The sequence below is a fragment of the Brevibacillus sp. MCWH genome, assembly GCF_013096935.1.
Taxonomy (GTDB): Bacteria; Bacillota; Bacilli; order Brevibacillales; family Brevibacillaceae; genus Brevibacillus; species Brevibacillus aydinogluensis.
Genome location: NZ_SDLF01000005.1, coordinates 21,088 through 42,969, shown reverse-complemented (window position 1 = coordinate 42,969; position 21,882 = coordinate 21,088). Strand labels below are relative to the sequence as shown.

Annotated in this window: 22 protein-coding genes; 12 read left to right on the top strand and 10 right to left on the bottom strand. The window is 58.1% G+C overall.

Annotated elements, in window-relative coordinates:
- Positions 1–60 precede the first annotated feature (60 nt).
- From prpE to ETC00_RS06065, 3 genes are all read left to right on the top strand, one after another.
- Entirely contained in the window at positions 61–882 is an 822-nt protein-coding gene (gene prpE, locus ETC00_RS06075; RefSeq protein ID WP_171565066.1) for a bis(5'-nucleosyl)-tetraphosphatase PrpE, read from the top strand.
- Between the two features lie 143 nt (positions 883–1,025).
- Positions 1,026–1,256, top strand: coding sequence for a YneF family protein (locus ETC00_RS06070; protein WP_171565065.1), 231 nt, complete (start codon positions 1,026–1,028; stop codon positions 1,254–1,256).
- A 14-nt stretch (positions 1,257–1,270) separates the two neighbouring features.
- Positions 1,271–1,456, top strand: coding sequence for a hypothetical protein (locus tag ETC00_RS06065; protein WP_171565064.1), 186 nt, complete (start codon positions 1,271–1,273; stop codon positions 1,454–1,456).
- A 75-nt stretch (positions 1,457–1,531) separates the two neighbouring features.
- Here the strand turns inward: ETC00_RS06065 and ETC00_RS06060 are convergent, their stop codons facing one another.
- Positions 1,532–2,299: a TSUP family transporter gene (locus ETC00_RS06060; RefSeq protein ID WP_171565063.1), complete on the bottom strand. Its 768-nt coding sequence runs from the start codon at positions 2,297–2,299 to the stop codon at positions 1,532–1,534.
- Positions 2,300–2,492: 193 nt separating this feature from the next.
- Here ETC00_RS06060 and ETC00_RS06055 point away from each other — a divergent pair, with 193 nt between their 5' ends.
- Both ETC00_RS06055 and ETC00_RS06050 read left to right on the top strand, forming a co-directional pair.
- On the top strand, positions 2,493–3,101 hold the full coding sequence (locus ETC00_RS06055; protein WP_171565062.1) for a superoxide dismutase: 609 nt from the start codon (positions 2,493–2,495) through the stop codon (positions 3,099–3,101).
- Positions 3,102–3,363: 262 nt separating this feature from the next.
- Entirely contained in the window at positions 3,364–4,158 is a 795-nt protein-coding gene (locus tag ETC00_RS06050; RefSeq protein WP_171565061.1) for a dioxygenase family protein, read from the top strand.
- An 81-nt stretch (positions 4,159–4,239) separates the two neighbouring features.
- Here ETC00_RS06050 and ETC00_RS06045 read toward each other — a convergent pair whose 3' ends face one another.
- Positions 4,240–5,241: a metal-dependent hydrolase gene (locus ETC00_RS06045; RefSeq protein WP_171565060.1), complete on the bottom strand. Its 1,002-nt coding sequence runs from the start codon at positions 5,239–5,241 to the stop codon at positions 4,240–4,242.
- Positions 5,242–5,397: 156 nt separating this feature from the next.
- On the opposite strand from ETC00_RS06045, the gene ETC00_RS06040 reads away from it, so the two are divergent.
- Both ETC00_RS06040 and mutY read left to right on the top strand, forming a co-directional pair.
- Positions 5,398–5,721: a hypothetical protein gene (locus ETC00_RS06040; protein WP_171565059.1), complete on the top strand. Its 324-nt coding sequence runs from the start codon at positions 5,398–5,400 to the stop codon at positions 5,719–5,721.
- Positions 5,711–6,823: an A/G-specific adenine glycosylase gene (mutY, locus tag ETC00_RS06035; RefSeq protein ID WP_171565058.1), complete on the top strand. Its 1,113-nt coding sequence runs from the start codon at positions 5,711–5,713 to the stop codon at positions 6,821–6,823. Before ETC00_RS06040 ends, mutY begins: the two co-directional genes overlap by 11 nt.
- A gap of 35 nt (positions 6,824–6,858) precedes the next feature.
- On the opposite strand, the gene ETC00_RS06030 is transcribed toward mutY, so the two are convergent.
- From ETC00_RS06030 to ETC00_RS06020, 3 genes are all read right to left on the bottom strand, one after another.
- Positions 6,859–7,020, bottom strand: coding sequence for a YrzI family protein (locus ETC00_RS06030; protein ID WP_171565057.1), 162 nt, complete (start codon positions 7,018–7,020; stop codon positions 6,859–6,861).
- Between the two features lie 132 nt (positions 7,021–7,152).
- Positions 7,153–7,314, bottom strand: a complete 162-nt coding sequence (locus tag ETC00_RS06025; protein WP_171565056.1) for a YrzI family small protein — start codon at positions 7,312–7,314, stop codon at positions 7,153–7,155.
- 511 nt (positions 7,315–7,825) lie between these two features.
- Positions 7,826–8,050, bottom strand: a complete 225-nt coding sequence (locus ETC00_RS06020) for a hypothetical protein (RefSeq protein WP_171565055.1) — start codon at positions 8,048–8,050, stop codon at positions 7,826–7,828.
- Positions 8,051–8,243: 193 nt separating this feature from the next.
- On the opposite strand from ETC00_RS06020, the gene fabL reads away from it, so the two are divergent.
- The 5 genes from fabL (at position 8,244) to ETC00_RS05995 (ending at position 13,335) form a co-directional block, all read left to right on the top strand.
- Positions 8,244–9,002: an enoyl-[acyl-carrier-protein] reductase FabL gene (gene fabL / locus ETC00_RS06015; protein ID WP_171565054.1), complete on the top strand. Its 759-nt coding sequence runs from the start codon at positions 8,244–8,246 to the stop codon at positions 9,000–9,002.
- A 132-nt stretch (positions 9,003–9,134) separates the two neighbouring features.
- Positions 9,135–9,548, top strand: a complete 414-nt coding sequence (locus tag ETC00_RS06010; protein ID WP_171565053.1) for a GNAT family N-acetyltransferase — start codon at positions 9,135–9,137, stop codon at positions 9,546–9,548.
- A gap of 53 nt (positions 9,549–9,601) precedes the next feature.
- The gene (locus ETC00_RS06005) at positions 9,602–10,138 is read left to right on the top strand and encodes a DUF402 domain-containing protein (protein WP_171565052.1); all 537 of its coding nucleotides are present in this window, start codon (positions 9,602–9,604) and stop codon (positions 10,136–10,138) included.
- A gap of 132 nt (positions 10,139–10,270) precedes the next feature.
- A complete protein-coding gene (locus tag ETC00_RS06000; RefSeq protein ID WP_171565285.1) occupies positions 10,271–12,037 on the top strand; it encodes an ABC transporter ATP-binding protein in 1,767 nt (588 codons plus the stop codon).
- An 89-nt stretch (positions 12,038–12,126) separates the two neighbouring features.
- Entirely contained in the window at positions 12,127–13,335 is a 1,209-nt protein-coding gene (locus ETC00_RS05995) for an MFS transporter (protein ID WP_171565051.1), read from the top strand.
- Between the two features lie 114 nt (positions 13,336–13,449).
- Here the strand turns inward: ETC00_RS05995 and ETC00_RS05990 are convergent, their stop codons facing one another.
- The 5 genes from ETC00_RS05990 to ETC00_RS05970 form a co-directional block, all read right to left on the bottom strand.
- The gene (locus tag ETC00_RS05990) at positions 13,450–14,298 is read right to left on the bottom strand and encodes an NAD(P)-dependent oxidoreductase (RefSeq protein WP_171565050.1); all 849 of its coding nucleotides are present in this window, start codon (positions 14,296–14,298) and stop codon (positions 13,450–13,452) included.
- A gap of 195 nt (positions 14,299–14,493) precedes the next feature.
- Positions 14,494–15,177 carry a zinc metallopeptidase gene (locus tag ETC00_RS05985; protein WP_171565049.1) on the bottom strand — a complete coding sequence of 228 codons (684 nt, stop codon included), beginning with the start codon at positions 15,175–15,177 and terminating at the stop codon, positions 14,494–14,496.
- 248 nt (positions 15,178–15,425) lie between these two features.
- Positions 15,426–19,958, bottom strand: a complete 4,533-nt coding sequence (locus ETC00_RS05980) for a glutamate synthase-related protein (RefSeq protein WP_171565048.1) — start codon at positions 19,956–19,958, stop codon at positions 15,426–15,428.
- Positions 19,959–20,201: 243 nt separating this feature from the next.
- Positions 20,202–20,342, bottom strand: coding sequence for a hypothetical protein (locus tag ETC00_RS05975; protein ID WP_171565047.1), 141 nt, complete (start codon positions 20,340–20,342; stop codon positions 20,202–20,204).
- Positions 20,343–20,422: 80 nt separating this feature from the next.
- A complete protein-coding gene (locus tag ETC00_RS05970) occupies positions 20,423–21,715 on the bottom strand; it encodes a glutamate-1-semialdehyde 2,1-aminomutase (protein ID WP_171565046.1) in 1,293 nt (430 codons plus the stop codon).
- Between the last annotated feature and the right edge of the window lie 167 nt (positions 21,716–21,882).

Below are 21,882 nucleotides of genomic sequence, written 5' to 3'. Positions count from 1 at the left end.
TTTTTCTTTTTTATGGTAAACAATAGACAATAATAGTTATGTGGAAAGGAGGGGATGGGCATGAAACGCAAACCGAGGATGCGCTCCAAAATGCTGATAGCGGACAAGGGTGTCGATATTATCGGCGACGTACACGGCTGTTACGACGAATTTATGGAGCTGCTGCAGCGACTTGGCTACGAGCGCAGTCACGACGGGACGTACCGCCATCCCCGCGGCCGCACGCTTCTTTCGCTTGGAGACATTACCAGTCGAGGGCCGAATTCGATCAAGATGCTGCAGTTTTTCATCCGCCACGTCGAAATCGGCGTAGCGGAGATGGTGGACAGCAACCACGGGTGGAAGATTGCCCGCTGGCTGGACGGGCGACCGGTTACGCTGGCGCATGGCGATGAAAAAGTGGAAGAGGAGTTTCGCCGTTTTGAGCAGGAGTACGGAACGAAAAACGCGCTGCTCCTGAAAGAGCAGAGCAGGCGGCTGCTGTTTTCCTCCCCGTCGCACATGATGATCAAGTACGGCGGAAAACTGGAAGCGGTAGCGGTTCACGCCGGCATCCGCGACGATTACATCGGGATGGAGTCTCCAGCCGTACAAACCTTTTGCCGTTACGGAGACGTGGCCGGCACGGGAGCGGACGGCCGGCCGATCCGCCGGGATTGGGCGGCAGAACGAAAAACGACCCATCCGCTGATCATCTGGGGGCACGACCCCCGGCCCCAACCGGAACGTAAAAACGGCACGCTCAATATCGACCAGGGCTGCGTGTTTGGCGGAATGCTGACCGCCTACCGTTTTCCCGAGGACGACCTTTTGAGTGTATCGGCCCGAGAGAATTATTCGGGGCTGAGCGACACCCCGCTGACGCGGTACGCCGCGGATTGATACCGGTGCACCTGTGGTTCGCGCCGGAATGCCGCGGGTAACCTTTCAACCTTTCGATCTTCCCCATGTCCGCGATGTACAGCGGCGGCAGATGTGGTACAATAGGTACGACTGTAATTCCAATAGAGGATGGTAATGAATCAATGGCTTGGTACAACTGGGTAATTCCGATCGTTACGCTGATTATTGGCCTGGTGGGCGGATTTGCCGGCGGCACGTATTACCTGAAGAAGCAATTGCAGAACATGCAGATGGATGAAAAGCAATTGCAGGCGATGGCCCGCGCGATGGGCGTCAATTTGAATCAAAAACAGCTGAAGCAAATGAGCCGCAACATGAAAAACATGAAGCTGCCCAACAAATTCGGCAAGTAAGGCGGTGGGGATGAATGGGTCCGACCCGTCTGCGCTTTACGATGATCGGGTTTATTCTCGGTGTGGTCATCGTTTATCTGAAAGAACTGCCGATTAGCGAAGGCATTCGCTTCGCCAGTCCGTTTTACGGCGCGGGGATCGGTCTGTTGATCGACGGCATCATCGTGCGCCTGAAACAGCGAAAAGGGAATGAAAAATGAAAAAGCTTGGCCGATGCGCCAAGCTTTTTGTATTGGTCCGGCTCCGTTTGCTAGCCGGCATGCCGATTCTCGCGTCTACGTGAAAATCAGCTCGTAAATCATTTTGGTCATCAGGCCGATGGACACCAGCAAAAACAGCGGGCGGACGTAGCGGACGCCCGTCTTGATCGCCAGCCGCGCGCCGAGGGTGGCGCCCAAGAGCATCGCGAGCCCCATTGTCAGGCCGGTGAGGAAAATCACCTTGCCTTCGACGATAAAGACGAACAGCGCGGCGATGTTGCTGGCCAGGTTGAGAATCCGCCCGTTTCCGGCGGCGATCACAAAGTCGTAGCCAAACAGGAGCACCATCAGGAAAACGAAAAAGGAACCGGTCCCCGGCCCAAAGAAACCGTCATAAAAGCCGATCAAAAACGTCAGGGGAATCCCCAATCCCAGCGAAAATGTGGTCAGTCCCTTATAGCTGGACTGTTCACCAAACCGTTTGTTGATAAGCGTATAGACAAAAATGGCGGCCATCATCACGATGACCAGTACTTTCAGCACTTCCTGCGGGACAAACAGGACCGTTTTGGCCCCCAGGTAGGCCCCGATCAGCGAAACGGGAAACAGCAGGATCATTAGCTTTTTGTCGTATTTGCCCATCCGGATGAAGGTAAACGAGCTGGTCGCCGACGAAATGGTTCCCGCCAGCTTGTTGGTCCCCAGTGCCAGATACGGGGGAATGCCGAGACCGAGCAGCGCCGGCAGGGAGATCAGCCCTCCCCCTCCCACTGTACTGTCGATGAAGGCAGCCACGAAACCGAAGAATGCGAGAAACAAGATCGTTGTTACGTCCAAGTCCACGAAGAATCACCCTGTCTGTTGGAAATATGGAATACTCCAAGTCTAGCACGGCGGTTCCGCATTGCAAGATAGTATTGCGTGATATATGCTGATAGATTACGATACTTAGCATACCGATTTGTTGTAAAAGTGCTCTGCTTGCATTATAATAAGTGGTAGCTTGACCCATACATATCACGAGGAGGAATGAAGAATGGCACACCAACTTCCTGAACTGCCGTACGCGCACAACGCGCTGGAGCCTCACATCGACGCGCAAACCATGGAGATCCACCACGGACGTCACCATGCTACCTATGTGAATAACCTGAACGCTGCTCTGGAAGGTCATCCGGATCTGCAATCCAAGAGCGTAGAGGAACTGATCAGCAATCTGGACGCACTGCCGGAGTCCATCCGCACGGCGGTTCGCAACAACGGCGGCGGCCATGCCAACCATACCCTGTTCTGGCAAATCATGAGCCCGAACGGCGGCGGCACTCCGTCCGGCGCGCTGGCTGACGCGATCAACGCGGCTTTCGGCAGCTTTGACAACTTCAAGGCCGAGTTCACCAAAGCGGCAACCACCCGTTTCGGTTCCGGTTGGGCTTGGCTGGTCGTAGACGGCGGCAAGCTGGCCATCACGTCTACTCCGAACCAAGACAGCCCGATCATGGAAGGCAAAACGCCGATCCTCGGTCTGGACGTGTGGGAGCACGCGTACTACCTGAAGTATCAAAACAAACGCCCGGACTACATCAACGCTTTCTGGAACGTCGTCAACTGGGACGAAGTAAGCAAGCGCTTTGAAGCAGCAAAGTAATTACGATTGACGGTCCGTGAATGAATGAGGCATGCCGTTTTTGTGCGGCATGCCTTTTTTACGTTGGCGAGCGAAGTGCCGCAGGCAGATGACGGGCGGCCGTCAACCCAGTGAAGACACCGCCTGAGCAAAGGGCGCGGCAGACACCGTTTCTCAGCGCGGAAAAAATGGGAGAAACACGGGGATAGTAAAAAACGATCACATCTGGTATGATGGTTACAAAAAGTAATCTACTGACAAAAGTAAATTGGAGTGAACATACATGTTGCCATCCCTGTTTATCGCCCACGGAGCGCCCACGCTGGCCGTTGAGAAAAACGCGTATACGGATGCGTTAAAGGAGTTGGCCGGCCAATTGAAACGTCCCCGGGCCATCGTGATATTTTCCGCTCACTGGGAGAGTCCGGTTCAGGAAATCGGTTCAGCCGACGTGTTCAGTACCATTCACGACTTCGGCGGCTTCCCCCTCGAACTGTATGAGATCCAGTATCCCGCTAATGGTGATCGGCTGCTGGCAGAAGAGGCGGCGGCCCTGCTGCGGTCGGCAGGCGTTTCGGTTCGCTTCCATCCGTCGCGGGGGTTGGATCACGGGGCCTGGGTCGTGCTGCGGCTGATGTACCCGGATGCCGACATTCCCGTAGTGCCCATGTCCGTCAACCCTGCCCTCACTCCCCAAGAACAGTACGACATTGGCCGGGCATTACGCGCGCTGCGCCGGCGTGACATCCTGATCATCGGCAGCGGCGGTACGGTGCACAACTTTGCCAAAATAAACATGTGGGCCAAACCAGGGCAGGCGGACGAGTGGGCGGTCCAGTTTGAAGAATGGCTCGCGGAAACACTGACTGCCTGGGATCTGCCCGCCTTGTACCGCTACCGGGAGCTGGCTCCCTATGCGAATTGGGCCGTTCCCCGGCACGGCAGCGAACATTTTGTTCCGCTTCTCTACGCCATGGGAGCAGCCGACGACGACCGCCGCGCCCAACGGCTGCACCTCAGCTTCCAGTTGGGCAGCTTAAGCCACGTGATCTGGCAATTTGGCGCGGGGACGGACTGATGTTGTGACATGACGCGCCAAAGGTATGCAAAAAAGCGCCTGCCTCTCAGGGCACGCGCTTTTATTACGGTCAAACGGTCGTTAGTTAAGCTGAATCTCTTTTTCGGGGTCCAGTTTTTTGGCCAACTGCTCCTCGCCGCGGTGAATCCAGCCGACAAACGAGTCGCGGATGTTTAGTTCCTTGTCCAGATAGACGACGGCGACAAACATGTAGTGGCTCTTGCCCTGAAAGCGGGCGCGGTAGCGCAGGTCAAACCACTTCACTTCGTAGCCGAAGGGCTGTTCCTTTGTCTCCACGTGGGCGTAGCGGGTAAACGATAAGAACGCCTGTACCTTGGGACTTTGTTTGGCTGCTGCCACCAGCTCGTTTTCCGGTTTGACGGCAAACACGTCGAGGATCGTGACCTCCCCGCCGTGCACTTCCCCGACGTACCAGTGCTGCTCCGTCCTGATGACAAACGTCCACTGGTTCCAGGAAAGCGTGGGAATGACGGTGTACGTGCCTTCCTTGCCGATGCTTTCCCTGACCAGTGCGGTCGTCCGCTTATGCGCCTGGCTGCGCCAGACGTAATAGCAGGCGATCAGCACATAAATCCAGAAAAACAGCGGTCCCGGAGCCGCGCCTGCGCCCCACAGCATCAGGCCGGCCACATGTACGCCAAAAATAAACGGGTCGAAGATGAAGATGGTGTTCCAGGCGATCCACTTGTCGCGGAAGGGATAAAGGCCTTTGGTTCCGTACGCGTTAAAGAGGTCGACAAAAACGTGCAGCACGACCGCGGCAAAAATCCAGCCCAACAGGTGAAGCCAGTGCGTCTGCGGTGTTATCGCCTGTACCAGGGCAAACACCGCTGCCGTCCAGACAAACAGAGCGGGAATGGAGTGGGAGATTCCCCGGTGATGGCGGATGTAGGCGGCACTTCCCCGGATGCGGGTAAAACCGTCCAAATCAGGAGCTTGAGAGCCGATGACGGTGCCGAGCGCCACCGCCTCCGCCAAACCCGGCGTCGCGGCCACAACGGGATCGAGGTGGGCCAGACCGGCCAGTCCGAAGCCCATGACAAAGTGTGTGGCGGTGTCCATGAATTACGTGTTCTCCCTCCTTTGATCCTGCCGGTTCTATTCCTTATTATAGCGATTTGGGCGTGAGATTTCCCCTTCACAGTCGAAAAAAATGCGCGCTTGTTCCCTGTCGCTCAGACGGGTATGATGGAAGGGACCGAAAGGAGAGAAGAAGCTGTGCTTACCGTGTTTATCGAATACAAGACGGACGAGTCGAAGCGGGACCGATGCCTGGAGCTGCTGGCTTCCATGGCCGGAAGGATGGAAGCGATGGGTGCCCGTCAGTACCGGCATTGGGAAGGCCTGGAGCAGCCGGGCCTGTTCGTCGAAGCGTTTGACGTGGAAACGGTGGAGCAGTACGAGCGCATCAAACAGTGGCGGCGTGCCGATCAGGCGTTTTGCGAGTGCATCGCGGGAGGGGCCGCCAAGCTGAACATCTGGGCGTTTCGCCCGATCGATTTGGCTGACAAAAGGAGCAAGCAGGAATCTGATGGCAGGTAAAAAACGCAAGGCATTGACGTATACGTTACCGGAAGAGTTTCACGTGTTTGGCTTTTCCCGCGATCTGCTGGCCTGGTACGATTCCCAGAAACGGGATTTGCCCTGGCGGATCAACCGCGATCCGTACCGCGTCTGGGTGTCAGAGATCATGCTGCAGCAGACGCGTGTGGAAACGGTAAAGCCGTACTACCAGAACTTCATGGCCAAGTTCCCCACCGTGGCCGCGTTGGCCGAAGCGCCGGAGGAGGAAGTGCTGAAGGCATGGGAAGGGCTTGGCTACTACTCGCGCGCCCGCAATCTGCAGGCGGCCGCGCGGGAGGTGCAGGAACGCTACGGCGGCGTCATTCCCGATACGCCAGAAGAGATCGCCACGCTGAAAGGCATCGGACCGTACACCGCCGGCGCCATTCTGAGCATCGCCTACGAAAAACCGGAGCCGGCCGTGGACGGCAACGTGATGCGCGTCTTTTCCCGGCTGCTCTACCTGACGGACGACATCGCCAAGCCGGCGACCCGCGTCAAGGTGGAACACCTCGTGCGGCAGGTGATTCCGCATGGCCGAGCAGGTGATTTCAACCAGGCGTTGATGGAGCTGGGCGCTCTCGTCTGCCTGCCGCGTACGCCGCAGTGTCTCACCTGTCCCGTGTTTGACTACTGTCTCGCCCGGAAGGAAGGGGTACAGGACGAATTGCCGGTCAAAGGCAAGGCCAAACCGCCGCGTCTCGTCCGATTGCAGGTGGCGGTGGTCAAGCGGGGGGATGCCGTCTTGATCAACAAGCGTCCGGAGCAGGGGCTGTTGGCCGGCATGTGGGAGTTTCCCATGGTGGAGACGGACGCTGACACCCGTTCCCTGAAGCAGGAGGCGCTTTTACAGGGGCTCAGGAAGCGGTTCGGGGTGGACGTGGAGGTGATCGAGCCGCTGATGGAGCTGACACATACGTTTTCCCACCTGCAGTGGCACATGGAAGTGTGGCAGTGCGACTGGATCGAGGGCGACGACTTGCCGCCGAACGCCCGGTTTGCGACAGCGGACGAACTGGCTGGGCTCGCGTTTCCCGTGGCTCATCAAAAAATCCTGGAAACGATCAAAAGCGACCGGTGACCGGTCGCTTTTTTGCAGGTGAAGTGTCTTTGCGATTACAGCCGCGTACAGTACTCGGGAAACTGGGACGCCTGATAGATGCGCTGCTCTTCCCATGCCTTAATCGCCTGCTGCTGCCTGTAGCGGGCTTCGCGCTCATCCGTAGAGATCACGCGTCTTTCGATGATGATGGCAAAGAAAATCATCGGAATGTACATGACCCAATCCCTCCTGTGCAAATTGTCTGGTTCAGTCAGCCGCCCTCTATCGATTTGACTCCCGTGAACCGCATCCTTTGACGTCTTTGCTTGCTGCTCATAAGAACACCCTCCTCAAGGTATATATGCGCGTTACACGCGAGTGAGAAATTCCGGATATCGGGCGGCTTCGAGCGCCTGAGCTTCGGCGCGTTCCTGCAGATAGCGGGAGCGCTGGTACTCGGCGGCACGCTGATTGGCGCTGGACTTTTTGCGCTCAATCCTCACTGTGAAAAACAAGAAGTGGAATACCATCCGTCTCACCTCCTTTCAAGAAAAAAACCGCAAGCCAAACGGCTGCGGTCGTGTTTCCAGCAACGAGGAAACAAAAAGACCGCAAGCGACAGCGCCTGCGGTCGGGTATGCGACGAAAGGGGTATGGCAAAGAAACGAGTCCTGTTACGATTCGTCCGTCCGGGAGGCGTTGCCGTATGAAGTTGGAACAACTGTGAGCCAATCATTTCGGTCGAGATTTCCTTTGAACATCATAGCAGCACAACCTCCTTTCCATTCGAGGGAAAAATCGTAATCTTAGCATATGGCAACTTTTTCTTGATGTAAAGTATTTTTTGCCCAATTTAAAGAAGAAAGTATTTTCTGACAACAATGCGCGGTGCCGGCCTACAACGGGAGCCGGACAGCCTGGTGGCGGGTTACCAAAACATGTACAAAAGTCCGATCATCGCGGCAAGGCTGATTGCCACGATTCCGATGATGATGCCCCATTGACGAGTCTCTGTTTTCATTTTTCATTCCCTCCTTTTGTTCAATCGTAAATCGGCGTAGACGCGTGATCCCAGCCGCCGCCATCGCCTCCGATTGGTCCGCGTGATTCCAGTTCGCGGATGATGCGGGCGTGGAGCGAACATCCTTCAGCATTGAGATAGGCTGCCAGTTGAGACATGGCGTGATGGTAGTAAAGCAATTCGTTTACTTCCCATTGGGAGAGCGGTGTCATCGTCAGTTCCGACAGTTCGCGGCCAATAAACATGAAAACACTCCTTCCCCGCCGTCAGGCACAAGCTGTTTCGCATAGTATGGCTGTCCGCTGCCGCTTCCATGCCTGAAGTCGCGCTGTCTGGGAGCAAGTGGTCAGGTGGCAATTCAGACAGTCACGGTGTATAATGAGAATGTTCTTTTTTGGTACCTGATATTAATAGTTGGTGTGATAGGAGGAAACCCTCATGCATACAAACCGAAAAGTGGCGCTCGTTACGGGCGGAACCCGGGGGATCGGAAAGGCGATCGCCCGTCGACTGGCGGAACAGGGATATGACCTGGTGCTCAACTACCTGCGCAACCGCACGGCCGCCGGGGAAACAGCGGCGGAGCTGGAAGCCCTGGGTGTCCGCGTTCGCCTGGTGAAGGCAAACGTGGGCGATGTGGCCAAAATCAAAGAACTGTTTGCCGAAATCGACCGGGAGTTCGGCCGCCTGGACGTACTGGTGAACAACGCCGCGTCTGGCGTAATGCGCCCGCTCATGGAGCTGGAAGAGAATCACTGGGACTGGACGATGGAGATTAACAGCAAGGCCCTGTTGTTCTGCGGACAGGAAGCGGCCAAACTAATGATGAAGAACGGCGAGGGCGGGAAAATCGTCAGCATCTCCAGCCTTGGCTCAATTCGCGTGCTGGACAACTACACCGCTGTCGGCGTGTCCAAAGCGGCACTCGAAGCCCTCACCCGCTACCTGGCTGTCGAACTGGCGCCGTACAACATTGTCGTCAACGCGGTGTCCGGGGGAGCTGTGGACACCGACGCGCTCCGTCACTTCCCCAACCGCGAGGAGCTCCTGGCCCACTCAGCGGCGCGTACACCGGCTGGCCGCATCGTGGAGCCGGACGATCTGGCCAATGCGGTGATGTTCCTGTTGTCCGATCAGGCCTGGATGATCCGCGGCCAGACCCTCATCGTGGACGGCGGTCTGTCGCTGCTGACCTAAGTCCGTTTGGGCCGTTTGGGCCGGGCCGACGGGTTTGTATTCCCAATTGCGACCTGTTTCTCGCGTTCATACGGAGACAAAGTTGTCCAAGTGGTGTACAATAAGAACAGAAGGCATCGAAGGAGGCAACGTATGCTGATTCGACCGTTTCGGCTCGGTGACTATTCGGCGATAACGCGTATTTGGCAGGAAACCGGTTTGGAAGAATCGGACACGGAGTCATTGAACGACCTGGCCAAACAGTTGGCCTGGGACAGCGATTTGGTCATGGTTGCGGAGAAGGATGGAGAAGTGGTAGGGGTGGTCGTCGGCACGATAGACGGGTCACGCGCCTACTTTTACCGCCTGGCCGTTACTCCCCGCCTGCAGGGGACCGGCATCGGGCGGAAGCTGGTGGAGGCGATTGAAAAACGCTTTCGGCAACGGGGCGTCCATCGCGTCTTGATCATGGTGAATCAGGACAACCCGGAGGTTCTCCCTTTTTACTATTCACTTGGCTACGAGATGCAAAAATATGTTACACTTTCCAAAAAGCTCTCTTCTTAAGTTAAGGGAGGCTTATCCCCATTCATACAGAGAAGAGAAGAAAGGGGAGAGTCATGTCGCCAGCTCCAGGCTCCATTATCCGCATTGAAAGTTTTAAACACGACCATTCACTGCACCGCATCTGGGATAAGACGACGCTGATTCATTCCAGCGATGCGGTCGTGATTGGAGGCAACGACCGGGTCAAGGTAACAGAGGCAGACGGCCGGGAATGGCGGACGAGAGAGCCTGCCATCTGCACGTTTGGCCGCGGACAGTGGTTTAATACGATCGCGATGATTCGCGATGACGGCATCTATTACTACTGCAACATTGGTTCGCCTTTTAGCTTGAAAGGAAATCTGTTAAGCTACATTGATTACGATTTGGACGTCAAGGTATTTCCCGACATGACTTACACCATTCTCGACGAAGAGGAGTTTCTGCTGCACAGCAAGCAGATGAACTACCCTCCGTTTGTCGTCGAACGCGTGCAGACCGCTCTCCGGGAAGTGCTGGATTGGGTCCGTTTGCGGCGTGGCCCTTTTCAAAACGGATTTGTCCAACGCTGGTACGAGCGTTACCTGCTGGTGCGCGATGACGAGGTATGATCCCTTTCCCGAACGGCCGGGAGAGGGATTTCCTTGTTTGTCGGTCATCACCTGTCCCGGAACGAATACATGTAGGAGGGAAAGCGGGAACTGGCAAAAGGAGGGACGACCGTGAACAGCATCCGGCGCTACATGGCATACGTCATGCCCTATTGGAAACAGATCCTGGGAACCATTTTTATCGGCATCATCAAATTTTCGATACCGCTGCTGTTGCCGCTGATGATCAAGTACGTGATTGATGACCTGCTGCCCAGCCCCCTGCCCCGGGAGGAGAAGCTGACTCAACTGTTCTGGCTGATGGCCGTGGCGTTTGTGGTCTTTACCGTTGTGCGAGCGCCTGTGGAGTACTGGCGGCAGTACTTCGCCCAGTGGGTGTCCAGCCGCATCTTGTTTGACATTCGCAACCAACTGTTCACTCACCTGCAGCGGCTCTCCATGCGCTACTACAACAACCACAAGACAGGGGAAGTGGTCTCCCGGGTAATCAACGATGTGGAGTCAACCAAGTCCTTTATTGAAACGGGCCTGATGAACATCTGGCTGGACCTGATCACGATCGGTTTGACCCTGAGTGTGATGCTGTACATGGACGTCAAGCTCACGCTGGTCGCGATCCTGGTCTTTCCGCTGTACGCGATGTCTGTCAAATACTTTTACAAGCGGCTGCGGCAGCTTACGCGGGAGCGCTCGGCCGCCCTGGCCCACCTGCAGGGACACCTGCACGAGCGCGTAAACGGCATGTCGCTGGTGCGCAGCTTTGCCCTGGAGGAGCACGAATCCCGGGTGTTCGCCAAGGAGAACAACCGCTTTTTGCAAAAGGCGCTGGAGCATACGCGTTGGAACGCCAACACCTTTGCTGCCGTCAACACGGTGACGGACATTGCGCCGCTCATGGTGATCGCCTACGCCGGCTACCAGGTAATCGGGGGAACGCTCACCATCGGGACGCTGGTGGCGTTTTACGCCTATCTGGAACGCCTCTATACGCCGCTGCGCCGGTTGGTCAACTCCTCCACCACGCTGACACAGGCCGTTGCTTCGATGGATCGGATGTTTGAATTTATCGACGAGTCGTACGATATCGTCGACAAGCCCGGCGCCGGCCGGCTCCCGGTCGATCCGCAGACGGGGCGGATTCGCGGCGAAATCCGGTTTGAAAACGTCTCGTTTCGCTATCGCAAGGATGGGCCGCTGGTGCTGGATCGCGTCAATTTGACGATCAATCCGGGCGAGACGGTCGCCATCGTCGGCATGTCGGGCGGAGGCAAGACCTCGCTGATCAGCTTGCTGCCCCGTTTCTGGGACGTGACGGAAGGACGGATCACCATCGACGGTGTTGACATTCGCGACGTGCAGCAGCAGAATCTGCGCAGCCACATCGGCATGGTGCTGCAGGACAACATCCTGTTCAGCGAGTCAGCGCGGGTAAACATCCTGATGGGCGATCCCGACGCGGATGAAGCGGCCGTGATCGAAGCGGCCAAGGCGGCCAACGCCCACGAGTTTATCATGGAACTGCCCGATGGATACGACACCGAGCTGGGCGAGCGGGGAGTCAAGCTGTCCGGCGGGCAGAAACAGCGGATTGCCATCGCCCGCGTCTTTCTGCGTGATCCGGCCATTTTGATCCTGGACGAAGCCACATCAGCACTCGACCTGGAGTCTGAGCACATGATTCAGGAATCGCTGGCCCGCTTGACCAAAGGGCGCACCACGATCATCGTGGCCCACCGCCTCTCCACCATTACCCACGCGGACAAGATCGTGGTCATGAAAGAGGGGCGGATCGTCGAACAGGGAAGACACGAAGAATTGTTGGCGCTAAAAGGTGTGTATCATAATTTGTGGAGCGTACAGGATCTGGGCGCTCCCACAGCAGAGCATCCGGTGTCATAGGGAACCCGGCCAGTGGACGAAACGCGCGGGGCCGCGAGGAGACGGCGAGGCAGTCGCGTTTCCTCGCACCGGAAAGGAGGAGGGCGCCCGTGGAAACGTGGAAACGCAACTTGTATGTATTGTGCGGGGCGCTGTTTGTCGTCATGATGGCGATGAGCATGATCATGCCGTTTTTGCCGCTGTATATCCAGCAGGATTTCGGGGTGGAAGACCCGCATGAAGTGACCGCATGGGCAGGAGTCATTTTTGGCGCCAACTTTTTGACCGCCAGTCTGGTGTCCCCGATCTGGGGCAATCTGGCTGACAAGTACGGCCGCAAAATCATGATCTTGCGCTCCGGTTACTTCATGTCCGTCATCATCGCGGCGACCGGTTTTGCCGGGAGTTTGTGGCAGCTTTTGGCCCTGCGCCTCTTGAACGGAACGGTGGGAGGAATTGTCCCGGCCAGCACGGCTCTGGTCGCCTCCAATGCGCCTCGGGAAAAAGCGGGATGGGCATTGGGGCTGTTGCAGTCGTTCGTGACCGCCGGCTCCATTATGGGACCGCTGATCGGCGGGGTGTTGGCCGATCGAATCGGGTTCCGCATGATCTTTGTCGTGACCGGCAGCCTGGTCCTGTTGGCGACGCTGGTGATTACGTTTACCGTAAAGGAAACATTTGTGCCCCCGAAGGCCAAGGAACGCTCCAGTCTGTCTGATGACTTTCGCAAGATTTTCTCTTCCAGGGAGCTGCCGACGGTCTTCTTCGTGACGATCATGATCCAGTTTGCCTTGTTCAGTATCGTACCGGTGCTGCCGATTTTCATTGCACAGCTTTTGCATCAGCAGGGAAACGTCGCCTTCTGGGCGGGTGTGGTCCAGGCGTCTACCGGCATCGCCAACGTGCTGGCGGCGCCCCTCTTGGGACGGTTGGGAGACCGCTACGGTTCCCATCGCGTTTTGTTTGGCAGCCTGCTGTTTGCAGCCGTGTTGTTCGTGCCGCAGGCTCTGGCAGCAAACGTCACCCAGTTGGTGGTGCTTCGCTTTTTGCTCGGCTTGTCGCTTGGCGGCCTGCTGCCCGCTGTCAATGCTCTGCTGCGCCGACTCACGCCCAGTCACATGATCAGCCGTGTGTACGGGTACAACAACAGCTTTGTCAGCATGGGCAGCATGCTGGGACCGATGATCGGCGGCTTCCTGGCCGGTTTCATCAGCATCAACGGGGTGTTTCTGATGACCAGTGCCCTGCTGTTCATCAACGCCGGCTGGGTGTTTTTCAGCTTCTTCCGTCAAAAGCCCCAGCGGGAAATGGAAACATGATGATCAACCGAAGTGGGAGAAAAAGTACGTGACATGAAGTGATGGGCCTAGCGAGCGAGCGGGCACCATCACACATGACACCACGGACTTTGTCTACATACTGAAGGACCGGCGTTACTGCCGGTCCAGAAAACGCAAGATTGCCATGACGTCCAGATCACCCAGGCCGTCCTCCAGCGCGGCGCGGTAGCAGGCGGCCGCCGATTCGGCCAACGGCGTGGAGACGCCTTCGTCGCGGGCGAGGCGAAGGTCTTTGGCCATGTGTTTGAGGGCAAACGCGGCCGGGTAGTTGTCGGCGAGAATGGACGCTTCCTTGCCGCGGATCAGCGGCGTGCCGACCGCGCTCTCTCTAATGATGGTCAGCATCTGCTCGGCTTCGATACCCATGCTGCGGGCGAACAGCAGGGTTTCAGCCGCTCCCTGCACGGTAATGCCCAACAGCAGGTTGATCGCCAGCTTGGCCGACGTGCCGGCACCGTTGGGGCCGAGGTGAAGTGCCAGTTTGCCCAGCTTGTCCAGCAGCGGTTTGACTTGGGCATAGTCGCTCTCGTCGCCGCCGACCATGATGACCAGCTTGCCTTCCTTGGCCGGGCCGACACTGCCGGAGACCGGTGCGTCGAGGAAGCGAAATCCCGCCTGTCGGCACTGTTCGGCCAGATAGCGGGACGTCTGAGGAGAGACCGTACTCATGTCCACGGCCAATGTGCCGCGAGCACCGGAAGTGAGCAGACCGTCCGGTCCGGTGTAGACAGCCTTGACGGCCTCGTCATCGCTCACCATTGTAAACACGATATCGCATTCCGCCAGTTCCGCCAAAGAGCCAGCCAGGGTGGCTCCCTGCGCGAGCAGCGGCTCTGCCTTGCTGGGCGTGCGGTTCCACGCCTTCACCTCATATCCGGCAGCCAACAGATTGCCGGCCATCGGGATCCCCATGTTGCCCAGCCCGATCCATCCGATTTTCATCACAACTGTCTCCTTTCTTGTTGCGGAAAACTGCAATCGTTCATTCGGCAGGACGTGTTTGGCTTACCGAGCCACGTTCACATCCATTATACCTATGTAAAGCTTCATCACCTATCGTAGCGGATATAAGGAAAAAGGTACAGCCTCCTTAACAACAGGAGGCTGTACCTGTTCGTGCATGTGCTGCAAGATTTATCAGTCTTCGTTGGAGCTGTTGAAGATCATTACGTATTTGGCCAGTTCGAGCACGGAGATCAGCGCGGCGGCCACATAGGTGAGCGCAGCGGCGCCCAGCACCTTGTTGACGCCTCGTTCTTCCGTGTTGCGGATGAAGCCCATTTTGACCATCATGTCTTTGGCGCGGCTGCTTGCGTTGAACTCGACCGGCAGCGTGATCAATTGGAAGGCGACGGCTGCGGAGAAGAAGATGATCCCCAGCAGCAGCAGATTGGCTGCCTTGAAGAAGAAGCCGGCCAAAAGCAGCAGCGGTGCAACCCCCGACGCAAAGTTGACGACCGGGAAGATGCGGTGGCGGGCCACCAGCATCGGGTAGGAGACCTTGTGCTGCACGGCGTGTCCTACCTCGTGGCAGGCGACGGAGATTGCCGAGATGGAATTGCCAAAGTAGACCGGATCGGACAGACGAACCGTGCGGGAAATCGGGTCGTAGTGGTCGGTCAGCGTACCGGGGATGTGTTCAACTGGAACGTGCGTCAGGCCATTGGCGTCCAGCATGCGGCGTGCCGCTTCCGCACCGGTCAGGCCGGAAGAGGCGGGAACATCGGCAAAGCGGTTGAACGTTCCCTTGACGCGAAACTGGGCCCACAGCGACAGGCCGAACGCGATCAAAATCAGGAAGTCCATGGGGTGAAAGAACATGGGGGAAAATCACTCCTTCGTATATGATCATGAACAATGAGAGCACGTATGATAGTTTGCCCTATACTCAATTGTACGATCATCACAGGTGACAGTTTCACTTTTTTATTGTACAGTCTTTGACCAATCTTGACAATATCAGTGAATGCTTATGTGTGGTAAAAAAGCACTCTTCCCATAGTGGGAAGAGTGCGAGTGTTTTCAGGACGTCAGTCCTCTCTGGCAGGCTGCTGATCTTGTCGGGGAGGTTACTCGGTGGAGACAGACGGATCGGCCTGCTCTTTTTTCGGCGAAATCATCAGGAAGTGTGCAGCCGGATCGTCAATCAGCTTCTGGATGCGGCCGGCTGTTTCGTACTGCTCGGTGGCAAGCAGTTCCTCCTTGTAGGCGGAGAGCAGCTCGCGCACGTCGTTTACGCCTTTTTCGTCCAGTTGGTAGAGGAACACCTTTGCCCCTTTGGCGATCCTGCGCTCCAGAGCTGCCTGGTCAAAGCCCATCTCAGGTTGCAGGCGGACGTACACGACACCGCCGGTCATGCCCGCGCAGATCCACGGACCGGGATCGCCCAGCACGACGGCGCGCCCGTTGGTCATGTATTCAAAGGCAAAGCCTTTCAGGTTGGCCCGTGCTCCGATACCGCCCAGCTCGTCGCGAATCGGCTCGGTAATCTCGCCGCCAAACACGACGTCTGCGCCGGAGAGGCGGATGCAGGCGCGGGAATCGGCATTGCCCTGTACGATGAACAAGCCTTTTTGCGCACCGTAGCAGAAGCTCTTGCCGACGGAGCCGTTGATGTACGCACCGTTATGACCCTTGTGCTTGAGGATGGAGACGCGGCCGCCAAAGCTGGTTTTGCCGACGCCGTCCTGGGCGCCGCCTTCCACCCGAATGGTAACGCCCTGTGCGTTGTAAGCGGCCAGACCGTTGCCCGGCACGCTGCCGTCGGTGAAGTGGAGCGACACTTCCGGCAGCGAGGCGTAACTGCCGTCCAGGTAATTTTTCACGCGGGCACCGGACCAGCGGCTGCCCAGCACGCGTTCACTGGACAAAATCCCGGCAAACGTCTCCCGGATGGGTCGATCCGGGCTGAAGTAGCGGTTCTCCGAAGCGGCGGCAGCACCGGCGGTGACCAGCACGCGCTCCTCCGCTTCTTCCGCCCGCACGGCGGCTGCCTCCGGCGTGTACAGCGGATGGACGGCCAGCAGCGCCGACAGGTTGATTCGCTCCAGCAGACGGGTTTGGACCAGGAGGTCGGAGCGGCCGACCAGATCCTGCGTACGGCTGAAGCCGAGCGCGGCGGTGATGCGGCGCACTTCCTCGCCAAACAGGGTAAACAAGGTTTTCAGCCCGTTGACGGCCTGGTCGAACTGGCGCGGCACAAAGCGGCGCAGCCCTTTTTCGTGGGCCTCTTCCAGCGAGTCGATCTGGGTGGCGATACCCACGTGGCAGGTGTCCAGGTGACAGCCGCGGCAGGTGGTGCAGCCGACAGCGATCATCGCCAGGGTGCCAAAGCCGACGCGATTGGCGCCAAGCAGCATCAGCTTGACGACGTCTGCTGCACTTTTCACGCCACCGTCGGCCCACAGTTCCACCTTGTGGCGCAGGCCTGCTTCGAGCAAGGCGTTGTGGGCGGCTTTGACGCCAATCTCGGCCGGCAGCCCCACGTGCTGCAGGGCGTGGACGCGTGCCGCCCCCGTTCCTCCGTCAAAACCGGAGAGCGTGATGAAATCGGCGCCTGCCTTGGCAATGCCGACGGCGATGGTCCCGATGTTGGGCACGACCGGCACCTTGACGCACACCTTGGCTTCGTGGTTGGCCGTCTTCAGCTCCGTGATCATCTGGGCCAGGTCCTCGATGGAGTAGATGTCGTGGTTGTTGGACGGCGAGATCAGGTCGGAGCCGATCGTGGCGTTCCGGGCAGCGGCGATTTTCGCCGTTACCTTGGAGCCGGGCAGGTGTCCCCCTTCGCCCGGTTTTGCCCCTTGGCCGATCTTGATTTCCAGGATATCCGCCGCGTTGGCCAGCTCCACGTTGACCCCGAAGCGGCCCGACGCCACCTGGATACCGCGCGTTTTGCGGTAGCGGCCGAGCATGTCTTTGATTTCGCCGCCTTCGCCGTTCATGCTGATCATGTTGAGCTGGTCGGCGGCTTCGGCATAGGCGCGGAAGGCCGTTTCGTTCTGCGAGCCGAACGACATGGAGGAGATCAAAAACGGCAGCGAATGATCGCCTACGCTGATGTCCACCTGGGCCGGGTCCACCTGCTGCTCGGCACGGTCAAAGGCAAAGTCGGCCACGTGACGAATCGCAATCGGGTTGTCCCGTTCGTTTTCTTCCAGCTTCAACGCGTAGTCGGTGTACGGAATCTCTCCGGCGGCGACCTGTCCGATCAGTTTCCACAGGCGGGGGAAAATGTGGAACGTCTTGGCTTCCCTCGCCGTTGCACTGGCGTAATCCTCGTGCCGTTTGATGCTGTCCGCCTCCAGATCGGCATAGGAGAGGCCGACCTGATCGGAACCGCAGAAGTTCACGATGGAGAGCGCCTTCGCCACGTCCGCCTGCAGCCCGATGGAGGAGAACAGCCGACCGTAGCCGCGCAGCTCGTGGATGCCGATGGTGGAGATCACTTTCTCCAGCCCCTTGTTCAGTGCGGCGTAGAGATTGGCGGCTGATGCCGCGCCTGCTTTGGCAAAGGCGGTGGCAAACATCAGGTACGGCGAAACCGCGTCCGCACCGGAACCAAAGGACAAGGCCAGGTCGTGCAGCGAACGGACGGCACCGGAGCGGAGGATGATGCCGGCCCGGCGGCGCAGGCTGATACCATCAGCGTCAAACGCTGCTTTCAAGCCTTGGTCGACAGCGGATACGGCGAGCAGCGGGTCGATCCAGTACCGGCCGTTCTGATGCGTCTCTGTGTCGTCCAACACAATCAGCACGGCTCCATTCTGCACTGCCTGTACGGCCGATTCCTGCAGCCGTTTCAGCCCGCCTTCCAGTCCGCTTTCCCGTTCGAAGTGGGTCGAGAGGATCGCGATGCTGGACGGGTGGTTGTTGAAGTAGTGGATGACCTGTTCCAGCGACAGCGTGCCCTGCTGCTGCGCCGTTTCCTGCAGCGACTGCCCTTCGAAGAGCAGCGGCGAGGGCAGCTCCAGACGCAGGCCGTCCGAGGCTGTGCCGGACAGCGGTACGCGGGTCCCGATCACGACGCGCGTGGAGAAATGCTCCATCTCCCGGTCGCGGTCAATCGCCGGGTTGGTGACGACAGCCACGCTTTCCTTGATGTAATCGGCCAGGTTTTGCCGCTCCTTGGACAGTGCAGCCAGCGGGCCGTCGTGGCCGAGCGAACGGATCGGTTCGGCTCCGTTGGCGGACATCTGCTCCACGAGTTGAATCTGCTCACGGTCCCAGCCAAATGCGCTGTAGACGGAAGAGGTCGGTGCCGACGTGTCCGGTTCGGCGACGAGCGCGTTGGCTTCATAGGCGAAGTGCAGGTGCTGACGGGCACCGGCTGCTTCCACCTTTTCCGCAAAGCGGTCGCGGACGATCTGCTGCAGCTTGTGGTGGGGGATCACTTCCACCTCTTTCTCCGCGTGCAGGATGACGCCCACCTTTTCACCGGGGGCGAGCGGTTTTGGTTCGCTTGCCATTTGATGAACCGGTATGATTCCCTGCTCGGAGGAGAAGTAATAGGACGTGGCGCTTTCCACCATCCACAGCGGTCTCAGCCCCAGGGCGTCGACGCTGAACACGCACTCATTTCCGTACCGCGAAACGATCCCGGCCGGTCCCTGGGCAAAGTGACCCCAAGCCTGGCGCAGGTACGTGTACAAGTCCTGCAGGTCATCCGGCAGGTTTTTCATCTCGTGATGGATCGGCGGGAACACCACTTCCATCGCTTCAAACAGGCTCAGGCCGTACCGATGGATAAAGGTTTCGATCGTGCGGTTGAGGTTTTGCGAGTCGCTCCCTCCGTCGACCAAAGGCACGCCGAGCATCTGTGCCTCTTCTTCCAGCTTGCTGATCGTGTTGATCTCACCGTTGTGGCCCAGGAGGGAAAACGGCTGAACGCGGAAGAAGTTGGACAAGGTATTGGTGGAATAGCGGTTGTGACCGATGGTGACGGACGAGACAAAGCGTTCGTCAGCCAGGTCGTGAAAATACTGAGGCAGAATGTTGGCGGCGCCCATTACCTTGTAGGCGCTGGTCACCGGGCTGAGCGAAGCGACGTGAACGTTGTGGGCCGCTTCGATGGCGACGTGCAATTCAAACAGGCGGCTGGCATACGCAGCTTGGTTCAAGCCTTCCGGCGCGAAGACGGCCAACTGCCAGAAAACCGGTTCGTCCCGCTTGCCGTTATTGCCAAGCACTGCCGAGTTGACGGCGTTTTCCCGTTCCAGCAGGATCTCCACACCGTGCGCGGCAAACAGTCCGCGAATCGCTTCCTGAACGGCCTGCGGGTCGTGGCCCGAGCGCGGCACGAAGATGTGGGCGACGGCAAAGCGTGGATCACGGGCCAGATCGCCGTCCAGCCCGGCCTGGTGCAGATAGGCGGACCAGAGCGCGCGGGGGATGTCCGTGAGGATGCCACAGCCGTCTCCTTCCCCGTCGATAAAGCCGGAGCGGTGTTCCATCTGGATCAGCGAGCGAATCGTTTCCTGCACGTTGGTCCGCGTCGGTGTTCCCGACTTCTCGATGATACAGATGATGCCGCAACTGTCGTGTTCAATCACATGATAGCCTTGAAACTGCTCAATCGTATTTCTCTGTCTGTTGTCTAGCATGGTCCCGGTCAGTTGGCCTGACCCTCCACCTCCCCTGCGTACAATTCGGAAAGTTCAAAATTGTAATGTTTAGAATACCACGAATATAAGGGGGACACAAGAAATCGTCTGGCTTTTTATGCAAATGAAAGCGTTTTTATGCAAATAAAATGTTTTTGTTCGATAAAAACGCCTGTCCCACGCGCATAAAAAAAAGCGCATTCGTCTGTGGTAAATAGAGGAATGCGCATTAATTTGCATTTGTTACCGGTCGTGCTGTTGGGTTTTGTGATGTTCGGTTTTTCGCGGATTTTGAAAGCCGACGACCTCCATCATCTTGGAGTTCATCTTTGGGTCCATCGTCTTTTCCGGTGCCTGCGGGTAAGTGTGTTCGCCTTTGGACACGGGGTTCCCTCCTGTGTGAATGCTGTTTGAGGCTAGTATGCCCGAGCGGCCGGCGGCTGTCGCAGGCAATTTTTGACCGCTTACTTCGCGAGTGCGGCAAATGAACGGTCCACTGCCGCCACGGTGGCGCGAATATCGTCTTCCGTGTGGGCGGTGGTGATGAACCAGGCTTCGTATTTGGACGGCGCGAGGCAGATGCCCTCGTCCAGCATCAGCCGGAAGAAGCGGGCAAACAATTCTCCGTCCGCCGCCTGAGCGGAGGCATAGTCAGTGACCGGCTGGTCCGTGAAGTAGACGGCCAGCGCTCCCTTGACGCGGTTCACCTGAATGGTGATTCCGTGTGTCTCGGCAGCGCGGCGAATGCCCTCTTCCAACAGCTGGCCCAACCGTTCAAACTCCTCGTAGACGCCCGGCTGCCGGAGCACTTCCAGGCAGGCGATGCCGGCTCGGATTGAGGCTGGATTGCCCGCCATCGTACCGGCTTGATACGCAGGGCCGAGCGGTGCCACCTGCTCCATGATCTCGCGTCGGCCGCCGTACGCCCCGATTGGCAGCCCGCCGCCGATGATTTTGCCCAGTGCGGTCAGGTCCGGCTCTACGCCCAGCAGGTTTTGCGCCCCGCCGTAGCAGAAGCGGAAGCCGGTGATCACTTCGTCGTAGACGACCAGCGCGCCCGCCTCGTGGGCGATCCGGTTCACCGCTTCCAGAAAACCGGGTTTGGGCGGCACGATCCCGAAGTTGCCGACGATCGGCTCCACCAGGACGCACGCGGTCTCCTGTCCCCAGACCCGGATCGCTTCGGCAAACGCGTCGATGTCGTTGTAGGGAACGGTGATCACTTCGTTGGCGATGCTCTGCGGGATGCCGGCACTGTCCGGGATGCCCAGCGTGGACGGCCCCGAACCTGCCGCCACCAGCACCAGGTCGGAGTGGCCGTGGTAGCAGCCGGCGAATTTGATGATCTTGACGCGACCTGTATACGCGCGGGCGACGCGGATGCAGGTCATCACCGCTTCCGTTCCGGAGTTGTTGAAGCGGATGCGCTCCATCGACGGAATCGCCTCGCGAATCATGCGGGCAAACTGGATTTCCCACGGCGTCGGCGTGCCGTACAGCGTGCCGTTGGCCGCCGCTTCACTGATCGCTTTGGTAATGTGCGGATGGGCGTGGCCGGTGATAATCGGACCGTACGCCGCCAAATAGTCGATGTACCGGTTGCCGTCGACGTCCCAGAAATAGGCGCCCTGCGCCCGTTCCATCGTGACGGGGGCGCCGCCGCCGACTGCCTTGAACGAGCGGGACGGGCTGTTCACCCCGCCCAGGATGACCTCCATCGCTTCTTCGTGCAGCTGTGCGGATCGCTCTCGTTTCATATGTACTCCCTCTTTTCTGTCCACAAAGTCCTCCATCATCTTACCACAGCCGGCTTGGGGGCGTAATTGGAAAAGGTGCAATTGTCCCCGTTAAAAAGCAGGACGACGGGATGGCGATCTGTCGAACAGATTGGCGTCTCGACGCTTTTCAGCACACTGGATTTTGC

Excerpts from the sequence above, each read along its gene's own strand:
- ETC00_RS06055 (WP_171565062.1), top strand. The coding sequence starts at position 2,493 with ATGGCACACCAACTTCCTGAACTGCCGTACGCGCACAACGCGCTGGAG.
- ETC00_RS06020 (WP_171565055.1), bottom strand. The coding sequence starts at position 8,050 with ATGTTTATTGGCCGCGAACTGTCGGAACTGACGATGACACCGCTCTCC.
- ETC00_RS06030 (WP_171565057.1), bottom strand. The coding sequence starts at position 7,020 with ATGTACATTCCGATGATTTTCTTTGCCATCATCATCGAAAGACGCGTG.
- ETC00_RS06045 (WP_171565060.1), bottom strand. The coding sequence starts at position 5,241 with ATGGACACCGCCACACACTTTGTCATGGGCTTCGGACTGGCCGGTCTG.
- ETC00_RS06000 (WP_171565285.1), top strand. The coding sequence starts at position 10,271 with ATGGCATACGTCATGCCCTATTGGAAACAGATCCTGGGAACCATTTTT.
- ETC00_RS05970 (WP_171565046.1), bottom strand. The coding sequence starts at position 21,715 with ATGAAACGAGAGCGATCCGCACAGCTGCACGAAGAAGCGATGGAGGTC.
- ETC00_RS06070 (WP_171565065.1), top strand. The coding sequence starts at position 1,026 with ATGGCTTGGTACAACTGGGTAATTCCGATCGTTACGCTGATTATTGGC.
- ETC00_RS06005 (WP_171565052.1), top strand. The coding sequence starts at position 9,602 with ATGTCGCCAGCTCCAGGCTCCATTATCCGCATTGAAAGTTTTAAACAC.
- ETC00_RS06065 (WP_171565064.1), top strand. The coding sequence starts at position 1,271 with ATGGGTCCGACCCGTCTGCGCTTTACGATGATCGGGTTTATTCTCGGT.
- fabL (WP_171565054.1), top strand. The coding sequence starts at position 8,244 with ATGCATACAAACCGAAAAGTGGCGCTCGTTACGGGCGGAACCCGGGGG.
- ETC00_RS05985 (WP_171565049.1), bottom strand. The coding sequence starts at position 15,177 with ATGTTCTTTCACCCCATGGACTTCCTGATTTTGATCGCGTTCGGCCTG.
- ETC00_RS06025 (WP_171565056.1), bottom strand. The coding sequence starts at position 7,314 with ATGGTATTCCACTTCTTGTTTTTCACAGTGAGGATTGAGCGCAAAAAG.
- prpE (WP_171565066.1), top strand. The coding sequence starts at position 61 with ATGAAACGCAAACCGAGGATGCGCTCCAAAATGCTGATAGCGGACAAG.
- ETC00_RS05980 (WP_171565048.1), bottom strand. The coding sequence starts at position 19,958 with ATGCTAGACAACAGACAGAGAAATACGATTGAGCAGTTTCAAGGCTAT.
- ETC00_RS06050 (WP_171565061.1), top strand. The coding sequence starts at position 3,364 with ATGTTGCCATCCCTGTTTATCGCCCACGGAGCGCCCACGCTGGCCGTT.
- ETC00_RS06010 (WP_171565053.1), top strand. The coding sequence starts at position 9,135 with ATGCTGATTCGACCGTTTCGGCTCGGTGACTATTCGGCGATAACGCGT.
- mutY (WP_171565058.1), top strand. The coding sequence starts at position 5,711 with ATGGCAGGTAAAAAACGCAAGGCATTGACGTATACGTTACCGGAAGAG.
- ETC00_RS05990 (WP_171565050.1), bottom strand. The coding sequence starts at position 14,298 with ATGAAAATCGGATGGATCGGGCTGGGCAACATGGGGATCCCGATGGCC.